This window comes from Bacillus sp. FSL P4-0334, from assembly GCF_038004825.1.
GTDB lineage: Bacteria > Bacillota > Bacilli > Bacillales > Bacillaceae > Bacillus > Bacillus velezensis.
In genome coordinates, this window is the sequence record NZ_JBBORX010000001.1 from 1 (window position 1) to 18,477 (window position 18,477).

The window sequence follows — 18,477 nt, forward strand, 5'->3', positions numbered from 1 at the left end:
ACTTTTTTTACGTTGTTTCCGAAGCTTTTTGTTGTTGTCTGCTGTTCATCAGCGACGTTTAATAATATAACACCCTTTTGAAAATATGACAATAGTTTTTTTAAAAAAATCATTAATTATTTTCTTTCATACTTATTTCAGTTTCTCTTCTATAGAAAGATAAGCTGTCTTGTGGTTTGGCATATTTTCTTGTATAGTAAGATTGAACTAAATACTTGATGACCACAAGGGGAGCATTAAAGCTGAGAGTGAACATTTTGTTCTGACCCTTTGAACCTGTTAGTTAACGCTGGCGTAGGGATGTGGCAAAGCCAAATGATTTGCAGTTTATGCAAGCAGCGCGCGGACCTTTTCCCATCCTTCCCCGCGCTGCTTTTTTGTTTATCCTTGTTACGGTTGTCTGACCAGGGGGAAAACTATGAATCATTCAACACGGCTTGTGCGCTTAATTGAAATAGCGATTATGACCGGGGCGGCTGTCATTCTGGACATTGTCTCAGGTATGTTTCTCCGGATGCCCCAAGGCGGTTCGGTCTCTATTATGATGATTCCGATTTTTTTGATTTCATTCCGCTGGGGAGTGAAAGCCGGGCTTACGACAGGCTTTTTGACAGGGATTGTCCAGATCGCCATCGGCAATTTGTTTTTGCAGCACCCGGTGCAGTTATTACTTGATTACATCGCGGCATTTGCAGTCCTCGGTTTCAGCGGCTTGTTTGCTTCCGGTGTACGGGAATCGGCATTGAATAAAAAAAGAGGCGCTTTAACGATGTATGTTATAGGCGGTGTTTTCATCGGCAGTGTGTTGCGCTATGCGGCGCATGTGGTCTCCGGAGCTGTCTTTTTCGGAAGCTATGCTCCGAAGGGCACGCCGGTATGGATTTATTCGTCCGTCTATAACGCGACTTATATGATTCCTTCTTTTATCCTTTCGGCCATTGTCCTTATCTTATTATTCATGACTGCGCCGCGGCTTCTTGAAGCTAAGCGGACGAACTGAAACAGCAGGCGGTTTACGCCTGCTGTTTTTTTATTCCGGGCTGTGCCGTTCGTTTGAATCACTCAGTTCTTTTGTAAGTTCATTTATACTTTGTTTTATGTTTCCTTTACCTGAAAAATTCTCAATAAGCTCTTTTACATTGATTCCGGAAGATGCTTTTAAGCTTTCCTGAAGACCGGCCATTAAATTGGTTGCGTAGCCTGTGACTTTATTGGCCCCGCTGTTTTCACCGCTTCCTCCCGTATCAACGACGGTTATTTTATCAATGTTGGAAAGAGGCGCTGAGACTTGCTTCGCATATTCAGGCAGCATTTTCACAATCATATCAAGGATTGCAGCCTGCCCGTATTTTTCGAATGCTTCGGCGATTTTTTCTTTAGCTTCCGCTTCTGCGAGACCTTTCAGGCGGATGACTTCCGCTTCGGTTTCTCCTCTCGCCTTTTCAGCCTCCGCTTTAGCAAGACCGTCAATTCTCACGCGTTCCGCTTCCACCTTGGCCATCGCTTCGATACTGTACTGCTCGGCATCCGCTTCCGCGAGCTGCTTCGCTTTTGCGGCTTCGGCCGCTTGTTCCACCGAGTAACGGTCGGCATCGGCTTTTTTCTTCACTTCAGAGTCATATTGGCGCTCACGGCGCAGAATTTCTTTTTCTTCCAATTCAATCTGCTTTTGCCGCTCAATAATTTTAATTTGCATTTCCTGCTCTGTCACCTGCTGGCGGGCTTTTGCTGTTTCAAGATCATATGCCTGGTCGGCATTGGCTTTTGCTGTATCCTGCTCTCTTCTGTATTCCGCCATTTTCAGCTGATTGATTTTTTCCGCTTCAGCTATTTCCGTCGCCCGCTCCAGCTCTGATTTTTTTGCGTCTTTATCAGCGGCCGCACGTTTAATCCTCGTCTCTTTATCCGCTTCTGCCGTGGCAATGTCCGCATCCCGCTTGACTTGGGCGATTCTCGGCTTACCTAATGATTCAAGATAGCCGTTTTTATCGCGGACGTCTTTAATCGTAAAAGAAACGATCACGAGCCCCATTTTAGCAAGATCCTGAGACGCGACCCGCTGGACTTCCTGAGAAAACTTTTCCCTGTTTTTATAAATCTCTTCAACGGTCATGGAGCCGAGGATGGAGCGCAGATGGCCTTCCAGCACCTCCCGCGCCTCCTGCTCACGGTCGTCCTTAGATTTCCCCAAAAATTGTTCAGCTGCTGTGGCGATTTCACCGATGGAGCCTCCGATTTTAATAATGGCGGTTCCGTCGGCCATTACCGGCACGCCTTGTTCTGTATAGACTTCAGGTGTAGAGACATCAAGTTTGCTTGACAGTAAACTGAGAGGTTCTGCCTGCTGGAATACCGGGAGCACGAACGTTCCCCCGCCCCGGACGATTTTCAGACGATTTCCGCCTTCATCAATGTGAACGTTCTTATTTCCCAAATAACTTCCGGTCACGATAAGGGCTTCGTCCGGCCCCGCCGTCCGGTACTTCGTAATAAATACAGCAATAAGTGCGATGAGTAAAAAGAATACGATTCCGATAACGATGATAATCGGCATAGTCATAACAGTTCCCCCTTAGATATCAGATTGGTTCATGCGGCGTCACAAAAAGCACACCGTCTTTCACGTCAATCACTAATACGGCAGTTCCGTACTTGATCTGTTCTTGATCAAAGCTGACGGCTGATTTAGAAATGGCGCCCCCTATTCCCTCTATGATCACTTCTCCATAGCCGTCTTTCGGGACGGAAGTAATGACCCTGCCGACTCTGCCCTTTAAATCCGTCTCCCGATAAGCGAGCGATTCTTCCGCTGATGAAAGCGGGACAAGGACGAAGAAGTGAAGCAGGCTGACCAAAAGAACCGAAAGAACAAATGAAAGCAACGCAATGACAGAACTTGATAGCGGAGCGGCGATTTCGCCGATATAACCTGAGGCTGAAAAGATTGTTAAAAAAGACAGAATCAATGCAGGGTTTAAAAATGAAACAGGAATGGCTTCCGAGAGGCCGTGAAACACATCTTGAAAAAACAGAATCAAAAGCGTGAGACTTCCCGAAATAATCAATGTGTAAAGATAGACCGTTTCAAGCGGCAGATGAAATATGTCCATCTTCTATCCTCCTTTCGGCTGAGGTGTCGGAGTGTTACTTTATATACGGATGTAAAGGTAAATGGTTTCAATTTTCTGATAAGGAAGGCTGATTACATGATTATCCAATCCGGATATGATATGTTTACTCTAAAGGAGGAGATAGGATGAGCATTTTTAATGAAGCCAGACAGCAGATCTGGGAAGAACTGAAAGGACTCTCTGATGAGGAATTCAACCGAAAGCCCGCGGCTGATGAGTGGAGCGTGCGGGAAGTCCTTGACCATTTAAAGAAAATTGACGAAACAGCGCAGACCCTTTTATCAAAGCAGGCAAAAGACGCACCGTTAAAAGAAATAGAAGAAAAACCGATGGAGTTTATAGAGGACAGAACAGATAAACGGCCGGCGCCGTCACACCTCGAACCTGAGCAAAACCGAATATCAGTCATTGAAGCAAAACAAGAATTAGATACGGCAAGACAACAGCTGACCGCAGTTATTTCATCATTAAACGAGGAAGACTTTGAACGTGTGCTTCCGCATCCTGTTTTTCAAGAACTGACGATCCGCCAGTGGATTGATTTTATCGGCCATCATGAAAAGCGTCACATCAATCAAATAGAAGAAATCAAACAAAAAATCAAGAAGGTCTAGTCAGACCTTCTCGATTTTTTTCTTGGCGCGTTTCGGTTCATAAGAATGGATGGTGACCGCATCGCCCGTGCATATGTCACCCGGGCGTTCAACAATACAGACAATTCCTCTTCTGCCCATCGCGTGCCTCACAAACGCCGCGGCGAGTTTTGGCTGATCCGGATAAAAGGATTGAATGACTTCTCCCGGCTGAATGCACGGATCATTTTCTCCCTCGCACAACAGAGACGCACCGCTTGGAAATATCATTCTGCTTCCTTCTTTAAGCGGCGTCAGTGCAGAAAAACCGCTGATTGCGATGTTAGCGCCGAGCCATTCGGGAAAGATATGAGAAATCCCCATCTTCTCCGCAATGTCATCACATTCCTCCATGGACACGATTGAAATCTGTCTCCGGTTAAAAATTTCTGTTCCTCTTTCATACATCGGCTCACGCGCGCCGGCCTTTTTTGTCAGTCCGAAATGCAAGTCACCGGGAAACCCGCCGTATTCCGCACGAAGCTTGTCCATCTTTTTGGTAACAAATTGTTCGGTATCCGCTATATATACGCCTTCCGTCTTTGCTGTTATGCGTTTCCACATCAGCCACCACCGCCTTTTTCTTGACATTATCCTTAAAAAACCCCGCTCTGTAAAGGAGCGGGGTTCATTTATTATACCGTTTTCGGCGTTAAGTCAAAGCAGCGTTTGTAAATCCAGTTGTATGCTTTCTCATTCAAATCTCTTGGATTCCCGAAAGTTTGTGGATCTTTCATGGCTTCTTTTGATAAACGTTCAATCATGTCCGGAGACACACCTTGTTCTTCTAAACTCGGCACCTCTAAATCTTTTACAAGATCATACATCCAGTTGACGGACGCTTTTGCCGCTTCTTCGGTTGTCATGTTGCTTGTATCGATTCCGAATGCTTTGGCGATGCGGGCGAATTTTTCCGGATAGCCTTTCCAGTTGTATTCCATTACCGGCCCCATCATAGCTGCGACGCATTGTCCGTGAGCGACAGGGATGATGCCGCCGAGCGTCTGGCTCATCGCATGCGCCGCGCCTGCTGATTCACTGCCGTATGAAAGGCCGGCAAGCATCGCCGCCTGCGCCATGCCGTATCTTGCTTCCAAATCCTCTCCGTCCGCAAACGCGCGCTTAATATAATGCGCCGCATATTCAATGGCCATTAAAGCGACGGCATCAGTGATCGGCTGCGCGAATTTCATCGTATAGCACTCGATGGCGTGCGCAAGTGCGTCAATACCTGTCATGGCCGTCACATGCGGAGGCATGGACGTGTGCAGCTCAGGGTCAATGACCGTTAAATGCGCGGCGATAAGCGGTCCGCCCGTATTGAATTTAAATTCTCTTTCCTCATCTGTAATGACCGCCCATTGTGTGACCTCTGAACCTGTTCCCGCAGTCGTCGGGATCGTTGTCAGCGGAGGAATACGGTTTTCCAGCGGCTTTTTGCCTTCCGCGGCTTCATAATCAAGCACGCTTCCTTCGTGTGTCGCTTCTACCCCGATGGCTTTCGCTGTATCCATGGAGCTTCCGCCGCCGACAGCCACAAGACCGTTGCAGTTTTCTTTTTTATACAGTTCTGATCCTTCGTTTACAAGACGTACAGGCGGGTTCGGCTCCACTTTGTTAAACAGGACGACTTCGATGCCCGCTTCCTGTAAAGATTCAATGACCGGGTTTGCCACTCCCGCGTTATAAATTCCCGGGTCTGTTACGAGCAGCGCTTTTGTGACGCCAAGCGCTCTGACTTCACTTCCCGCGTGCTGAATCGCGCCGATTCCGTGTTTAATGACTGTCGGGATTTCGAATGTATGGAATTTATGCATGCTTTCTACTTTCATATTTAATGTCATATTGTATCTCCTCCTCGTTATGCTTGAAACCAGTTCACAGCCGCAGGTTTCGTGTTGCGGTAAATATGTTTGATTTCCGTGTATTCTTCCAGACCGATTTTGCCGAGTTCGCGGCCGAAGCCCGATTGTTTGTACCCGCCCCATGGCGCTTGCGCGAAATACGGGTGGAAATCATTGATCCATACCGTTCCCATCCGCAGTTTGGCGGCTACGCGTTCGCATTTTTCAATATCCTTTGACCATACCGCTCCGGCCAGCCCGTAAATGGTATCGTTGGCAAGTCTGATCACTTCTTCTTCAGAAGAAAATGACTCAACTGTTAAAACGGGGCCGAAGATCTCCTCTTGGACTATCCGCATATCAGACTTGCAGTTTGAGAAAATAGTAGGTTCATAGAAGAAACCGTTTTGAAGGGCGGGATCATCAGGACGTTTGCCGCCTGTTTCCAGTTTTGCCCCTTCTTCGATGCCGATTTCTACGTATTTTTCGACTTTAGCCCGATGCTCGGCGGAAATCAGCGGACCGCTTTCCGTATCTTCATGAAAACCGTTTCCTAATTTTATGCGTTTCGTGCGCTTGATCAGCTCGGCTAAAAATTCATCATGAATGGCTTCGTCCACCAAAAGACGGGACCCTGCCGAACATACTTGGCCGGCATGGAAAAACACGGCGTTCAGCGCTTGATCTGCAGCTGTTTCGAGATCTGCATCTTGGAATACGATATTCGGATTTTTGCCGCCAAGCTCCAGAGCAATCTTTTTCACATTGCCGCTTGCCGCCTGCATGATTTTTTTGCCTGTTTCAATTCCGCCCGTAAAAGAGACCAAATCGACGTCGAGGTTTCTCGCCAGCTCGTCGCCGACAGAGGCGCCCGGCCCCAGCACGAGATTGGCGACCCCTTTCGGAATACCGGCTTCTTCTATTAATTGAAAGACTTTAATGGTTGTCAGCGGAGTAATCTCACTCGGCTTTAAAACGATCGTGTTTCCGGCCGCAAGAGCGGGAGCGATTTTCCAGCTCGCCTGAAGGAGCGGATAGTTCCACGGCGTAATTTGTCCGCATACGCCAATGGGCTCTCTGACGATTTTACTTACGGAATCGGGAATCGGAGATGAAATGACCTCGCCTCCGTCTTTATCCGCCAAACCGGCATAATATTGAAATACATTTGCGATATCATCCATATCGGCTTTACTTTCTTCAATCGTTTTTCCTGTATCAAGCGATTCCAGCTCAGCTAATTCGTTCAGATCGCGTCTGATTAATTCCGCAATTTTCAGAACAAATTGTCCGCGCTCGAGCCCGGAAAGCACCGGCCACTCCCCTTCATCAAATGCTTTTCTGGCTGCGGCGATGGCTTTCACCGCATCGTTCCGGTCTCCTTCGCATACCGTTGCAATTTCTTCTTGATTAAATGGATTAATGATACGGCGCGTCTGTTTTTTTTCTGCACTGATCCATTCGCCGCCGATATAAAGCGTTTTGCTCATAAGAGTCCTCCTTACCGAAAAGTAAGTTTGTTAAATAAAAATTTAATGTTTTTAACAATATTAATTTAACACATGTTTTTTTGCCTGTCAAAACCCGGTCAGTCCGTTTAGATTTTGACATTTTGTCATGATTCGTTAAGATTAAGAACATAAAGAAATGACTTAACAAATTTAAACTTCAAGAGGAAAAGAGGGACAGTATGGATGAGAATCCAGAATTCGCAGCTATAGAACAAGCCAGGGATCTTGTCATTGATTCCATTGCAGAGACGATGGATCTTTACGGAATCACACGGAGTGTCGGGATTTTATACGGAACAATGTATATGAGGGATGAAATGACGCTTGACGAAATGCGTGAGGAACTGCAGATGAGCAAACCGAGTATGAGCACAGGCGTCAAAAAGCTGCAGGATTTAAATGTGGTCAAAAAAACCTTTCACCGCGGCACACGGAAGCATACGTTTGTAGCGGAAAAAGATTTCTTTACGTTTTTCACGAATTTCTTCCCGCCGAAATGGGATCGTGAAGTTCAGGTGAATTTGTCCGCCATCGAACAGGCCCAGGCGGATTTGCAGTCCGTTTTGCTGGCCGAGGAAGGCAACGCGGAATTACAGGAAGAAGCGCGGCAGTTATATGATCAGCTTGAAAGTTCGAAAGCTTATTATCATTGGCTGAAGCGGCTCGCCGACTCGGTTCAGAGCGGGGAGATTTTTAAATTTATCCCGATAGAAACGGACGAAAAAAACGCCTGAATCAAAATCAGGCGTTTTTTGTCGTGTTTTGATTATTTTTGAGAAAATATAGGAACATAACCCCATTTACTTCCATTAAAATTGATGGTAAATTTTTATAGGTATGGTCGTTCTTTTTTAAGAACAATCAACAAATTTTTTTTTAGGGGGATTCATGAAAATGAAACAGAAATTTTTCTCAACTGTCATGGCAAGTTTATTCGGCCTGGTTTTGCTTCTTTCTCTGCCGACAGCGTCATTCGCCGCTGAGTCAGGCTCAACCGTTCACGAGCCGGAAATGTCCACGAAAGCGACTGCTACCTTATTTGCAAAATATACAGGTGCCAGCCAGCAGGAATGGTCATTTTCTGATATCGAATTGACGTACCGTCCGAACACGATCCTGAGCTTAGGCGTTATGGAATTTACCCTTCCTAGCGGATTTGCGGCTACAACAAAAGATACAGTCAACGGACACGCTTTGCGTGAAAGACAGATTCTGAATAACGGCAAAACAGTCAGACTTCCGTTAAACATTGATTTGCTCGGCGCAGCGGAATTCAAGCTTTCTCTTAATAATAAAACATTGCCTGCTGCAGGTACATATAAGTTCCGTGCAGAAAATAAATCATTAAGCATCGGCTCTAAATTCTATGCTGAGGACACAATTGTTGTTCAAAAACGCAGCACACCGCCGACACAGCCTTGCAACTGCAAATAATTGCGAAAAACGGACCGGCACAAGCCCATCGCTTGTCAGCCGGTCTTTTTTTGTGCTGTTTTCTTTCTTCCGGCCCTCGCATTGACAAACCCTTGAAACAGGAGTACATTCTTGTTTGTTGTATTTGGAGTGACGAAAACAGTTTCTTAAGGAGTTATGAGGATTGGGAAAAATCAAAAATAAACAATTTGCCGTCATCGGACTCGGCCGTTTCGGCGGAAGCATCTGTAAAGAGCTTTTTAAAATGGGGCATGAGGTGCTTGCGGTCGATATCAGCGAAGAGCGGGTCAACGCATACTCCTCTTATGCCACGCATGCTGTGCGGGCAAATTCAACGGAAGAAAGCGAGCTTCAGTCGCTCGGCATCAGAAATTTTGAATATGTCATCGTAGCAATCGGCGCCAACATTCAGGCAAGCACGCTGACGACGCTGTTATTGAAGGAGCTGAACATCCCTAATATTTGGGTGAAAGCGCAAAACTATTATCATCACAAAGTGCTTGAAAAGATCGGTGCTGATCGTATTATCCATCCCGAAAAGGATATGGGCGTGCGGATTGCGCAAAGCCTTTCGGATGAAAATGTCTTAAATTACATTGATTTGTCAGATGAATACAGCATTGTGGAGCTTTCAGCCACGAAAAAGCTGCATTTAAAATCCATTCTTGATCTCGGCGTCCGGGCCAGATTCGGCTGCACCATTCTCGCCGTGAAACATAATGGAGACATTCAGCTGTCCCCTTCTCCGGAGACTGTCATTCATGAATGTGACTGCCTTGTGCTGATGGGGCATAAACGTGATATTAAAAGGTTTGAAACTGAAGGAATGTAAAAAAGCCGGCGGGCTGCCGGCTTTTTTTGATGCTTATGTTTCTTCACTTAACTGGACGGCGGTTTGGTCAACCCAGCCGATCAGCTCATCTTTCACTTGAATTTGGTACCAGACGGATTCTCCGTTTTGTTTTTCAGATACGACTTTAATATGCTGGCCGGTAAACTTTTGCGCCGATGCCAGTTTAATAGAATGCTGCTCTTTTGACGGCTTGGACCACACGTCTTCAATGGCGTGGTCTTTGATGGCGCCTTTCATATCAACTGCCTTAAGAGAGGCATTGATTTTGTCATATTCATTCAGATTATAGGTTTCTATGACATCTTTAATTTTTTCAGCATAGCCGGGGTCTGTGGCGTAGCCGGATTTTTGAAGGGCAGCCGCCGCTGTTTTATAATTGTCCGCTTCAATGACGGGCTTATACTTCTTTTTATTCCAAGACGTTCCGTTGACAAATAATTTGGCATGGTCATCCATTGATTCAAAAAACGTGCTGTATTTACGGAATTTTGCCCGAATCGTTTTTCGTTTTCCTTTTTCAAATTCATCCGTTTTCATCGTGACGTGTTTTCCTTTATAATCACCTTTTACACCGAACAGGTTGCGCGCTTTCCCCGCAAGCTCACTGTTCCCCCAGTCCGATTCGAGAATGGCCTGTGCGAGGGTGATGCTCGGAAGGACATGATATTTCTCATATAAAATCTGAGCATGCCCGGAAAGGCTGTCAATAAAGACCTGCTGCTCGTCCACCTCTTCAGGCGGTTTTTCTTCCGTCACTATGAATTTCGAAAACACCATTGATACCAGAAATAATCCGAATATAAGAGATACAGCAAAAAGGCACCCAAGCCCCCTTTTGGTCTTTGCTTTCTTTTTCATATCAACCTTCCTTTAATTCCGGAATCACTAGATTTATAATTTTACTGGTCATTGATGAAAATTTCAATAAAATAGGGAAAAAGACGGAGAAAGAACACATTGTGCAAATAAAAAAGACTCCTCTTTGAGGAGTCTTTTTTGTTATGCCATGCTCAGCTGAGGGCCGAACAATTCATATTGAACGGAATCAGAGTCAAACCCGAGTGCAAGAATCATATCTTTCATTTGCGTCATAAACTGCGCTGATCCGCACAAGTAAAATTCAGCATCTTGATTCAGATGAAGCTGCTCCAAGAAGGTTTGATCAATCCTGCCGCTGTAAAAAGGCTTGTCTCCTGAGCGGTCTTGTTCTGCCGGTTCACTGTATACATAAATGACGTTAATATTCGGATGATTCTCCGCAGCTTGTTCAGCCTCTTTGCGGAACGCGGCGTACTCTCCGTTTTTTGCGGCATGAATAAAAGTAACGGAACGCTCCGGCTGTTTTTCGGCGGCTGTTTTCAGCATGCTCATCATCGGCGTGATTCCGGAACCGGCACTGATAAGAACAACCGGTTTTTCGGCAGAAGACAGCTTGAAATCCCCGGCGGGTGCGCTGACTTCAAGTTTATCTCCCTCTTGAACTTCATTGTGGAGATGAGAAGAAACCGCTCCGTCCTTTTTCACAGAAATCCGATATGCCCCTTTTTGAGAAGCATCAGACAGGCTGTACTGGCGAATGTGCGTATAAGGAGAATCCGCAATCCGCACTTTAATGCTGATATATTGTCCCGCTTCAAATCCAGGAAGCGAAGAACCGTCACTCGGTTTGATATAAAATGATGTGATATCTTTGCTTTCTTTCGTTTTCTGTATAACCGTAAATTCTTTATACCCCTGCCATCCGGCTTCATTGTACATGTCTTTTTCAATGCCGATGAAAGCCTCCGCAATCACACCGTAAGCTTTTTCCCATGCCTGCATAATCTCAGGAGTTGCGGCATCCTGCAGCACATCCTTAATTGCCAGAAGCAGATACTTTCCGACAATCGGATAATGTTCCGGTTTTACACCGATGCTTGTGTGTTTATGGCCGATCTGTCTGACCGCCGGAATGATTTGTTCTAATTGATCAATATTCGCCGCAGCCGCAATGACTGCATTTGCCAATGCTGCGCGCTGAGTCTGTTTCTTTTGGTTCGTTTGGTTAAACATATTTAACAGTTCGGGATGATCTTGAAACATCAGGTTATAAAAGCGTCCGGTGATGTTTTCTCCATGTGTTTGCAATACGGGTACTGTGCTTTTGATGATGTCTATTGTTCTCTCATCCAGCATGTTAATCCTCAACCCTTCTAAAGATGTATTTTCAATATATCTTTATAGTAAGAGATATTTTGAATAAAAGATATATTAAAAATGAATCTTTAAAAAAGTCGTCACAACATTGTGTTAGATTTGGAATTTATGGATTTTACCTCCTTTTTTATCACCCGGTGAAACAGGGACACATATATTTGGGAATATACGTTTAAAGATGAAAGCGGGGGAGTGCATGGTTTCCGATATCGATTACACGTCTCCGAATACACAGTTCACTTATAATGTGAATGAGAGCCGTTTTTTTACGAAAGATGCTCGGAACTTTATCAATGTATTGGGGATTAAACAGTTAAACACGCTTGAAAATATTTCATTATTAGATATCTTTCTGAGCAAAACAAATGTGATTGAACCGCATACCCATCAAAATGCCGCTGAATTGGTGTACTGTATTTCGGGTTCCGCGGTGGTGTCGATGCTGAATCCGTTCACCCAGAAAATACGGAATTATCCGATCTCTTCAGGACAAGTGGCGAATGTTCCGCAGGGGTGGTGGCATTATGAAGTCGCCACTTCAGACAAAACCCACCTTTTGGCCATATTTGACGCCCCTTCGCCTGAAGTGATATACGGCTCGGATATTCTCCGTCTGACGCCGCCTGAGATCATGGCACATACGTACTGTCTGAATGAGCATGAGTGGGAAAAAGCCGTTTCACCGATCCGGCAATCAACTGTGATAGGTCCCGATAAATACTGCGGACAGACTGAAAACACGGGGATTCATGATATGAATACGCCTTATCAGCCAAATACGCATTATCCGAATGATCCGTATCGGCATTATGATACGCCGTTATATTGGGGATATTAAACGGAGAGCCAGAGCGGCATCGACAGAAAGAGCCCCTCATTGGAGAGGGGCTCTTGATCATTACGGTCCGGTTCCGCAGCTTACTTTGTACTCGCCTTCGGACGATTTTTTTGAATAACATACGTGCGGCGTCTGTCCGGTATCATCTTTCCAATTGAACCAATTTACATAATAAAGGTTCCCGGCCTCTCCGCCGCCTTCTTCTTTTCGAAGAATCGCAAAGTAGCTTTGATACGGATATCCTTTTTTATAAATGTCATGCCTGATGGCTCCTTTTTCTGAAGCAGACGTGAAGACGACGGGAGAAAGAGCCGGGAGCGCTGTTAAAAGAAGTGCCAGTGCCGCTGAAAGAGTTAGTAGAAGATAGATTTTCTTTTTCATTTTCTCTCTTTCCTTTATTTTGAGTTGTTAGAAATGAAGCAGAACATAGAGGCTGCCGCAGAAGATGAAAAAACAAAAAAACCCTTATTTATAGAATAAGGGTTTAAAGGTATGGAGCCAAGGGGGCTCGAACCCCTGACCTCTACGCTGCCAGCGTGGAGATGCTTTTCTGATAGGAACAGACGTTTTATATTTAAACCCTATTTTATTAGGTTTTGCCGCTGATGATTCTGAAGAAAAATTATATACTCTGACCAAAAATGAATAACTTGGTCCCCAATTCGTCCCCAACTGTCCCCAAATTCCAATTCACCGACAACGAAACTTACGTTCGGTTGTCATCTTTGCAGAGGTTGAATCGCAATCACCAAATTTGAGCGTTTGGAGAGCTTCAATTATATAAGGAATCAACAAGATCAGCGATATTACGAGAAGCCTTGAATAAAAAATCTACTGCATCGTTTAATTCATAACCCTTTTTGTCTACGGATATTTCTTCGCCTTCGCTATCTTTCTCAATAAGATATAGAAAAATCTCAACGGATTCATTTAAATTTTCTAAAGCTTGTATCCAAGTATCAAAAAGAGCGTATTCACTCTTCGTTATGTTTGGGTCTAAATATGAACGCACTGGTGCCATGAATTTTTTTGTATGTATACTGAGTTTTCCTACTTTTAATAATAATTCTCTAGAAATTTTATTAGAGTTTTCAGCGTCTTTTGTTGCATTGATCATATCATTAACGGAATTTGTAAGTGGCGGTAATATTTCTAGCAGAGCATCTGCAATTGTTTCCTTTAGTTCTTTACTCATCAGAAGCACCTCCACTCCCTTTAGTCCCACAGTGTGGACAGAAATTGAAATCACTACTAATTTCCTCTGTGCAATTCCTACAAATTTCAACAAGAATAGATTTGCAATTTACACAGTGCTTTTTATTTGGCATTAATACATGAGAACATGTCGGACAAGTTTTTAATTGTAAACAAGTTTCAAGTGCAGCGTCTACCTTTTGCATCACTTGATCACTAACTTTCCCAACATAATCGCTTAATCTCTTTTCAATGTCGAGCACCCTTATTTGAAAGCAGTCAATTAATGCATCTTTGGTTTGCCCGTTTTCTGAGGACATTTTTAAGTCAACATACATGGGCATCCTTTTTCTTTTTTCAGTAACCTCACCAGTTATAGGAACTGCGATTACTACAGGTGATCTAGGATGACTATTTCCAACGTCATTTGAAATAATTAAGACCCTTCTTTTTTTGCTTTGTTCAGCTCCTAAAGAAGGGTCTAAGTTTGCTATAAAAATGCTGCCTCTTCTGAGTTTATCTCTATCTTTAAACGCCATAATTACTCACCAATTCACTCGAAGTGAGGATAATTATTAGAATTAACTTCATCTGCAGTAGCGTTTGATGAATCAGCTGTTTCTAATAATTCATTTTCATTCTCTTCAAAGTATGCTCCCATTAAGTTAAATGCTTCTTCGTCTTCCAGCATTTCTAACATAGGTTTTTTATGTTTTTCATAGTATAAATTCATTTTCTCTCTCGTTGTTTCTAATATTAATCCGGTTGTCATAAGCTTAAGATACAGGTTATGATCGTATTTGATTCTCATAAACAGATCCCCCTCCGTTACCATAATTTTCACCTCCTAATTGTCACTTGTCAAGAAGTAAACAATATATTTTATGTTTTTTAATAAAAGGGTTTCCTCTTTTGTCAAAAAACAAACTACTGAGCTTATTTTTCACTTAGACTTCCTACATCATTCTTCATCAGTAGCCTTGGTGAGCATAAACTCCAACCTCATAAAGGAGTTCTTAATTATAAGTGGCAACTGTAGGACACAAAAAACCTTTTTCTTATCAGAAAGCCATTTTTCACATCAATAATGCTTCAAGTTTCGCTTTTGTTTTCGGCCCATAAATCCATCAAGATTTAGTCCATTCATAAGCTGAAACCGTCTTAAAACAAGAATTTCAAATAGGAAAAATAGCACAGATCGAATTAATCATTTCATACTTTAGAATCACCCCCCTTCTGTTTCTTCATTTTCCCATGGTAAAATCTTGTTGAAGTATTTCGTATGAAAGGATATGGTCATGAAAGTTTTCGAAGCAACCACCCTCCTCGCCGCCGCCAAAAAGCGCGCGGGTGAATATAAAAAACTGCGCGGTCAAATGATCAATCTGAAAAAAGCGTTTCAAGGCATGGCTGATCTTGGTGACAATGATTTCTCCGGCCGGGGCGCAAATAATATCAAAGCTTTTTTCAAGGACCAAGCAGGCGTCACAGACAGCTGGCTTGATCTGATCGACATGAAAATCGCATTTCTCACAAGCCTTCCCGGCAAGGTCGAAAACGCCGGACTTTCCAATTCACATGTGGAGGAATCATTTCTGGAGCACGAGCTCACCCACGCCCTCAGTAAATCAAAGGCGATTATGGAAGAGCAGAAAAAGGACATGCGCTCCATCCTCGGAGAGATCGATGACATTATCTCGCTTGATCTGTTTTCAACCGAAAACACGGATCAGAAGCTCTCTTCAGCTGATAAAAAAAGAAGCGAAACGATACATAAACTCGGCAAGCTTGATCACGATCTAATGAAAGAATACGCTGAAACCGAAGAAAATGAACATTTTATCCAAGCCGACTTCCAGCAGCTTCAAAACGCCACAGGCAAAGGAAAAAGCGCCACGCCGCTTCACTACAATGCCAAGGCGTACCGAGAAAGTGACATCCATAAGAAAAAAGACGAGATTTCAAGACATTCGGATGCTTATTTGACGATTAAAAAGGAAGAAGCGAAAGAGCGGGAGATTAAGGATCTAAAGAAAAAGCTGGCTGATGGTGTCACCGATCCGGATGAGTATTTGGAAATAGCGAAGAAGATCGGCTATGAAAACCTTGAACCTGCTCAGGTGGAATATGTGATGCAGCTTGAACAAGCAAAACAGCTAGAAGAAGTCGGAGAAACGGCTTGGGACATCGTCAAAGGAGTAGGCGTCGGCCTTTATGATGTCGGGAAAGACACAATAACAGGCATCAAAGATCTGGCTGTCGGCGCATGGGATTTTTACCATCTCTCTGATGAACAAAAAGTCGCGAAAACCATATCGGCTGTATTGAACACACCCTCCTACGCAAAAATCATATGGACAAACCTGGCGGACTCATGGAATGATAAAATGGTTAACGGGGATGCGTATTCAAGATCACATTACATCACCTACGCCATCGGGAGCATTGTCGGGCTCAAAGGTTCCGGCTCAGCCGTAAAAGTATCAAGCAAGCTCGCGAAAACAGGCGCCGCCAAAGTGGATAACGTCTTGGAAGCCGGTGAAAAAGCGGCTGCAAAACATGTAAAAACCGGGGTTGAAAAAGGACAAAACTACATCAATTCCTTTTCGAAAAACAAGTACGAACCCGCGCTTGCCGGAATAGCACAGGATATTGAAAATACTCATAACGTGAAGAATACGCCTTTGTTGAAAAGTATTATTGAAGATCAGAAAGAGAATGTGCTCAGTAAGTCTGTGACTTCTGACAATAGCGGTATACATAGTGTTAAACAAGGAGACAACAGCCTTCTCGCACCTGGCGGGGGTCTAGCTGCTCATGAAGCAAAAGGCGGACACCTTATAGAAAGACATGTTGGTAAGACCAATGAAGAGTTATTACAGAGGCTACAGATAAACAAGAAGATACGTGCCTCTTCTAGTTTCACTGATAGGCCAACTGCAGAAAGAGTCGCTAATGAAACATTAACTAAACATAAAAAGGAAATTGAAGAGTGGTTAAAAAGTGATGTTAATGATCCATTACCGTTACCTTATAGAGGAACCGAAGTTATAGGTAGAGGAGTTCGTAAAGGTTCAAATGAAGTTAAAGATATGACTAATGCTAGAATAGTATTAAAGAAAAATGAAGATGGTAGCTTTATACTAACAGGCTACCCAACGAGGTGATATATAATGATTGAAATTAAAGTTTCTGATCCTGTATTTAGATTTCTCGGTGGACATTTCCACCAAGATATAGAGTCTCCGGAAAATGCACTTGATGAATATTTAAATGAAGCATCACAAAAACTAAAAGAAAGAGATTTAATAGCACTAACTGAGTTTGTAAATAGTGATCATTCAGAAGAAGACAAGAATGAATTTATAGAGGAAGCAGCGGATGGTATATACTTTCCTGAAGATGATATAACTCCATTAGAATGGCTTAAGCAAGTCACTGAACAAATTAAAAAACATCTTAAAACAATATAGTTAGAGAAAAAGAGCCCTCTTATAAGAAGGGCTTCTTTTATTAATTCAATTTCGCTTCAAGCTTGCTTTCGTTTTTGGTCCGTAAATGCCGTCAGCAGTCAGGCCGTACATGGACTGGAATCGTTTAACTGCATTTGCTGTCTTCGCACCATATGCGCCGTCTATTCCGAAATTCTTTGCGTTTTTATCCGGGTATTAATGAAGAGCCGCCAGCGCCGTTTGAATCTGTTTTACAGCCTCCCCTCGGGTCAATGGGCTTGTGACTTTAAAAATACCCTCCGGCAGACTGAATTTTGATTTTTGAGTGGTTTGAGGGTTTGAGGCTGTCACCTTCTTTTTGCCGCCGCTTTTCAGCTCGTTATCTTACAAACGGTAGTTTGTGGCTTGGCGATACGACAGCCAGAGCATCTGACACAGCAGAATTTACAATCAGAAAAATTCAAATAAGAGAAGGAGACGTCCGGAGAGAATTTGCTCTAAGCCCATATGATACTCAGCTGATTGATGGCTCTGTTACATCTTCCATAATTCAAGATGCAGCCATAACAAGTGCGAAAGTAGCTGAAGCGGCAATCGGGACAGCGGCTACCAGGTCAACGCAACGTAATCTCTAAATTCAACGAAAGATCGCTGATCCATCGCATTAAGAATCGCCCGCATCTCATCAGGAGAAAGGATATTTATCGGGCTCTCCGGGTTCGTGATTAACGTAACCTCTTCGAACGGGTTATCGTCGGCATACGCCTCTTTAATTGCAAAACGAAAGAACGTCCGTATGGTCTTAATATAGTCGTTAACTGACCGCGGAGATAACCCCTGCGTCTTATGCTCGTCTAATTTGAAACTGTGACCGTCGAACTTTATTTTATCGTTAATCAGCCACGATACAAAGCCGCGCGCAAAGTCAACGTCAATATGACGTATGTCTGCGGACACTCTGATCTCCTCCGCGTACTTCGTTAGATACCGACAAGCACGCATGTACTTATCAATCGTTTCCTGAACGACATTTTCAGCGCGCTTGGCATCGCACAGCCTATCGAATATGTATTCGAGATCATACGTACCTTTTCGCGTTGTCTTTACCGAGTCCCTTCCGGCCTTCACACGCTTACCTTTTCGATTTTCTGAATGCATAAAAAATCGCCTCCCATTTCGTATGGAAGACGATTGAAAAACGGTGCGCCACGCTGTCCGAATCGGAAGCGCTACGCTGTTTTAATCACCGGATAAGTCATCGTTTAGTCAACGTTGATATACCGCGGTTTCATTCGGGTATGGAGCCAAGGGGGCTCGAACCCCTGACCTCTACGCTGCCAGCGTAGCGCTCTCCCAGCTGAGCTATGGCCCCGTGCTGTAACGTCATGTTTT

At 44.0% G+C, this 18,477-nt stretch carries 20 protein-coding genes, 1 tRNA gene, 2 pseudogenes and 1 riboswitch; of the genes and pseudogenes, 8 read left to right on the top strand and 15 right to left on the bottom strand.

All coding sequences use genetic code 11. The features are described from left to right. Window positions 1–217 precede the first annotated feature (217 nt). A riboswitch (TPP riboswitch) is annotated at window positions 218–318 on the top strand. 100 nt (window positions 319–418) lie between these two features. Next, complete coding sequence (gene thiT / locus NSQ37_RS00005) at window positions 419–1,000, top strand: energy-coupled thiamine transporter ThiT (RefSeq protein WP_253612788.1); 582 nt, start codon at window positions 419–421, stop codon at window positions 998–1,000. A 30-nt stretch (window positions 1,001–1,030) separates the two neighbouring features. Here thiT and NSQ37_RS00010 read toward each other — a convergent pair whose 3' ends face one another. Next, window positions 1,031–2,560: a flotillin family protein gene (locus tag NSQ37_RS00010; protein ID WP_326365049.1), complete on the bottom strand. Its 1,530-nt coding sequence runs from the start codon at window positions 2,558–2,560 to the stop codon at window positions 1,031–1,033. Between the two features lie 19 nt (window positions 2,561–2,579). After that, window positions 2,580–3,110 carry an NfeD family protein gene (locus tag NSQ37_RS00015; RefSeq protein WP_007410165.1) on the bottom strand — a complete coding sequence of 177 codons (531 nt, stop codon included), beginning with the start codon at window positions 3,108–3,110 and terminating at the stop codon, window positions 2,580–2,582. A gap of 146 nt (window positions 3,111–3,256) precedes the next feature. Here NSQ37_RS00015 and NSQ37_RS00020 point away from each other — a divergent pair, with 146 nt between their 5' ends. Next, the gene (locus tag NSQ37_RS00020; protein WP_043021198.1) at window positions 3,257–3,745 is read left to right on the top strand and encodes a DinB family protein; all 489 of its coding nucleotides are present in this window, start codon (window positions 3,257–3,259) and stop codon (window positions 3,743–3,745) included. Here the strand turns inward: NSQ37_RS00020 and NSQ37_RS00025 are convergent, their stop codons facing one another. The 3 genes from NSQ37_RS00025 to betB all read right to left on the bottom strand — a co-directional run bounded on the left by NSQ37_RS00025 (window position 3,746) and on the right by betB (window position 7,097). Next, window positions 3,746–4,327, bottom strand: a complete 582-nt coding sequence (locus NSQ37_RS00025; RefSeq protein WP_003152182.1) for an MOSC domain-containing protein — start codon at window positions 4,325–4,327, stop codon at window positions 3,746–3,748. A 71-nt stretch (window positions 4,328–4,398) separates the two neighbouring features. Continuing rightward, window positions 4,399–5,607: a choline dehydrogenase gene (gene gbsB, locus NSQ37_RS00030; protein ID WP_003152181.1), complete on the bottom strand. Its 1,209-nt coding sequence runs from the start codon at window positions 5,605–5,607 to the stop codon at window positions 4,399–4,401. Window positions 5,608–5,624: 17 nt separating this feature from the next. Beyond that, on the bottom strand, window positions 5,625–7,097 hold the full coding sequence (gene betB / locus NSQ37_RS00035; RefSeq protein ID WP_032876872.1) for a betaine-aldehyde dehydrogenase: 1,473 nt from the start codon (window positions 7,095–7,097) through the stop codon (window positions 5,625–5,627). 200 nt (window positions 7,098–7,297) lie between these two features. Here betB and cudC point away from each other — a divergent pair, with 200 nt between their 5' ends. From cudC to NSQ37_RS00050, 3 genes are all read left to right on the top strand, one after another. Next, window positions 7,298–7,852, top strand: coding sequence for a choline uptake/conversion transcriptional regulator CudC (gene cudC / locus NSQ37_RS00040; protein WP_007410170.1), 555 nt, complete (start codon window positions 7,298–7,300; stop codon window positions 7,850–7,852). A gap of 160 nt (window positions 7,853–8,012) precedes the next feature. Next, window positions 8,013–8,552 (top strand): biofilm surface layer hydrophobin BslA, encoded by a 540-nt coding sequence (gene bslA / locus NSQ37_RS00045; protein ID WP_015240450.1) that lies wholly within the window; start codon window positions 8,013–8,015, stop codon window positions 8,550–8,552. A 163-nt stretch (window positions 8,553–8,715) separates the two neighbouring features. Then, on the top strand, window positions 8,716–9,384 hold the full coding sequence (locus NSQ37_RS00050) for a potassium channel family protein (RefSeq protein ID WP_014418723.1): 669 nt from the start codon (window positions 8,716–8,718) through the stop codon (window positions 9,382–9,384). A 33-nt stretch (window positions 9,385–9,417) separates the two neighbouring features. Here NSQ37_RS00050 and NSQ37_RS00055 read toward each other — a convergent pair whose 3' ends face one another. Together NSQ37_RS00055 and hmpA are read right to left on the bottom strand one after the other, a co-directional pair. Next, complete coding sequence (locus tag NSQ37_RS00055; RefSeq protein ID WP_025285168.1) at window positions 9,418–10,263, bottom strand: glucosaminidase domain-containing protein; 846 nt, start codon at window positions 10,261–10,263, stop codon at window positions 9,418–9,420. Window positions 10,264–10,404: 141 nt separating this feature from the next. Next, complete coding sequence (gene hmpA, locus NSQ37_RS00060; RefSeq protein WP_025285169.1) at window positions 10,405–11,580, bottom strand: NO-inducible flavohemoprotein; 1,176 nt, start codon at window positions 11,578–11,580, stop codon at window positions 10,405–10,407. Window positions 11,581–11,797: 217 nt separating this feature from the next. Between hmpA and NSQ37_RS00065 the strand changes: the two genes are divergently transcribed. Further along, window positions 11,798–12,439 carry a cupin domain-containing protein gene (locus NSQ37_RS00065; RefSeq protein WP_012118280.1) on the top strand — a complete coding sequence of 214 codons (642 nt, stop codon included), beginning with the start codon at window positions 11,798–11,800 and terminating at the stop codon, window positions 12,437–12,439. Window positions 12,440–12,499: 60 nt separating this feature from the next. Here the strand turns inward: NSQ37_RS00065 and NSQ37_RS00070 are convergent, their stop codons facing one another. The 5 genes and pseudogenes from NSQ37_RS00070 to NSQ37_RS21185 all read right to left on the bottom strand — a co-directional run. Beyond that, window positions 12,500–12,820, bottom strand: a complete 321-nt coding sequence (locus tag NSQ37_RS00070) for a hypothetical protein (protein WP_015240452.1) — start codon at window positions 12,818–12,820, stop codon at window positions 12,500–12,502. A 391-nt stretch (window positions 12,821–13,211) separates the two neighbouring features. Beyond that, window positions 13,212–13,634 carry a hypothetical protein gene (locus tag NSQ37_RS00075; RefSeq protein WP_043020773.1) on the bottom strand — a complete coding sequence of 141 codons (423 nt, stop codon included), beginning with the start codon at window positions 13,632–13,634 and terminating at the stop codon, window positions 13,212–13,214. Beyond that, a complete protein-coding gene (locus NSQ37_RS00080) occupies window positions 13,627–14,172 on the bottom strand; it encodes a type II toxin-antitoxin system PemK/MazF family toxin (RefSeq protein ID WP_052495559.1) in 546 nt (181 codons plus the stop codon). Before NSQ37_RS00080 ends, NSQ37_RS00075 begins: the two co-directional genes overlap by 8 nt. 14 nt (window positions 14,173–14,186) lie before the next feature. Next, window positions 14,187–14,444 (bottom strand): hypothetical protein, encoded by a 258-nt coding sequence (locus tag NSQ37_RS00085; RefSeq protein WP_162533099.1) that lies wholly within the window; start codon window positions 14,442–14,444, stop codon window positions 14,187–14,189. Window positions 14,445–14,709: 265 nt separating this feature from the next. Further along, window positions 14,710–14,798, bottom strand: a pseudogene (locus NSQ37_RS21185) (peptidoglycan-binding domain-containing protein); the annotation flags it as partial. Between the two features lie 133 nt (window positions 14,799–14,931). Between NSQ37_RS21185 and NSQ37_RS00090 the strand changes: the two are divergent. Continuing rightward, window positions 14,932–16,800, top strand: coding sequence for a ribonuclease YeeF family protein (locus tag NSQ37_RS00090; RefSeq protein WP_043020771.1), 1,869 nt, complete (start codon window positions 14,932–14,934; stop codon window positions 16,798–16,800). A 6-nt stretch (window positions 16,801–16,806) separates the two neighbouring features. After that, entirely contained in the window at window positions 16,807–17,106 is a 300-nt protein-coding gene (locus tag NSQ37_RS00095; protein ID WP_341123017.1) for a contact-dependent growth inhibition system immunity protein, read from the top strand. Window positions 17,107–17,151: 45 nt separating this feature from the next. Here NSQ37_RS00095 and NSQ37_RS00100 read toward each other — a convergent pair. The 3 genes and pseudogenes from NSQ37_RS00100 to NSQ37_RS00110 form a co-directional block, all read right to left on the bottom strand. Next, window positions 17,152–17,391, bottom strand: a pseudogene (locus NSQ37_RS00100) (peptidoglycan-binding domain-containing protein); the annotation flags it as partial. Window positions 17,392–17,691: 300 nt separating this feature from the next. Next, window positions 17,692–18,243 (bottom strand): tyrosine-type recombinase/integrase, encoded by a 552-nt coding sequence (locus NSQ37_RS00105; RefSeq protein WP_253612787.1) that lies wholly within the window; start codon window positions 18,241–18,243, stop codon window positions 17,692–17,694. Window positions 18,244–18,384: 141 nt separating this feature from the next. Then, window positions 18,385–18,457: transfer RNA gene (locus tag NSQ37_RS00110), tRNA-Ala, on the bottom strand. Window positions 18,458–18,477 lie beyond the last annotated feature (20 nt).

Coding starts and splice junctions, on each gene's coding strand:
- thiT (WP_253612788.1), top strand. CDS start 419: ATGAATCATTCAACACGGCTTGTGCGCTTAATTGAAATAGCGATTATG.
- NSQ37_RS00010 (WP_326365049.1), bottom strand. CDS start 2,560: ATGACTATGCCGATTATCATCGTTATCGGAATCGTATTCTTTTTACTC.
- NSQ37_RS00015 (WP_007410165.1), bottom strand. CDS start 3,110: ATGGACATATTTCATCTGCCGCTTGAAACGGTCTATCTTTACACATTG.
- NSQ37_RS00020 (WP_043021198.1), top strand. CDS start 3,257: ATGAGCATTTTTAATGAAGCCAGACAGCAGATCTGGGAAGAACTGAAA.
- NSQ37_RS00025 (WP_003152182.1), bottom strand. CDS start 4,327: ATGTGGAAACGCATAACAGCAAAGACGGAAGGCGTATATATAGCGGAT.
- gbsB (WP_003152181.1), bottom strand. CDS start 5,607: ATGACATTAAATATGAAAGTAGAAAGCATGCATAAATTCCATACATTC.
- betB (WP_032876872.1), bottom strand. CDS start 7,097: ATGAGCAAAACGCTTTATATCGGCGGCGAATGGATCAGTGCAGAAAAA.
- cudC (WP_007410170.1), top strand. CDS start 7,298: ATGGATGAGAATCCAGAATTCGCAGCTATAGAACAAGCCAGGGATCTT.
- bslA (WP_015240450.1), top strand. CDS start 8,013: ATGAAACAGAAATTTTTCTCAACTGTCATGGCAAGTTTATTCGGCCTG.
- NSQ37_RS00055 (WP_025285168.1), bottom strand. CDS start 10,263: ATGAAAAAGAAAGCAAAGACCAAAAGGGGGCTTGGGTGCCTTTTTGCT.
- hmpA (WP_025285169.1), bottom strand. CDS start 11,580: ATGCTGGATGAGAGAACAATAGACATCATCAAAAGCACAGTACCCGTA.
- NSQ37_RS00065 (WP_012118280.1), top strand. CDS start 11,798: ATGGTTTCCGATATCGATTACACGTCTCCGAATACACAGTTCACTTAT.
- NSQ37_RS00070 (WP_015240452.1), bottom strand. CDS start 12,820: ATGAAAAAGAAAATCTATCTTCTACTAACTCTTTCAGCGGCACTGGCA.
- NSQ37_RS00075 (WP_043020773.1), bottom strand. CDS start 13,634: ATGAGTAAAGAACTAAAGGAAACAATTGCAGATGCTCTGCTAGAAATA.
- NSQ37_RS00080 (WP_052495559.1), bottom strand. CDS start 14,172: ATGGCGTTTAAAGATAGAGATAAACTCAGAAGAGGCAGCATTTTTATA.
- NSQ37_RS00085 (WP_162533099.1), bottom strand. CDS start 14,444: ATGAGAATCAAATACGATCATAACCTGTATCTTAAGCTTATGACAACC.
- NSQ37_RS00090 (WP_043020771.1), top strand. CDS start 14,932: ATGAAAGTTTTCGAAGCAACCACCCTCCTCGCCGCCGCCAAAAAGCGC.
- NSQ37_RS00095 (WP_341123017.1), top strand. CDS start 16,807: ATGATTGAAATTAAAGTTTCTGATCCTGTATTTAGATTTCTCGGTGGA.
- NSQ37_RS00105 (WP_253612787.1), bottom strand. CDS start 18,243: ATGCATTCAGAAAATCGAAAAGGTAAGCGTGTGAAGGCCGGAAGGGAC.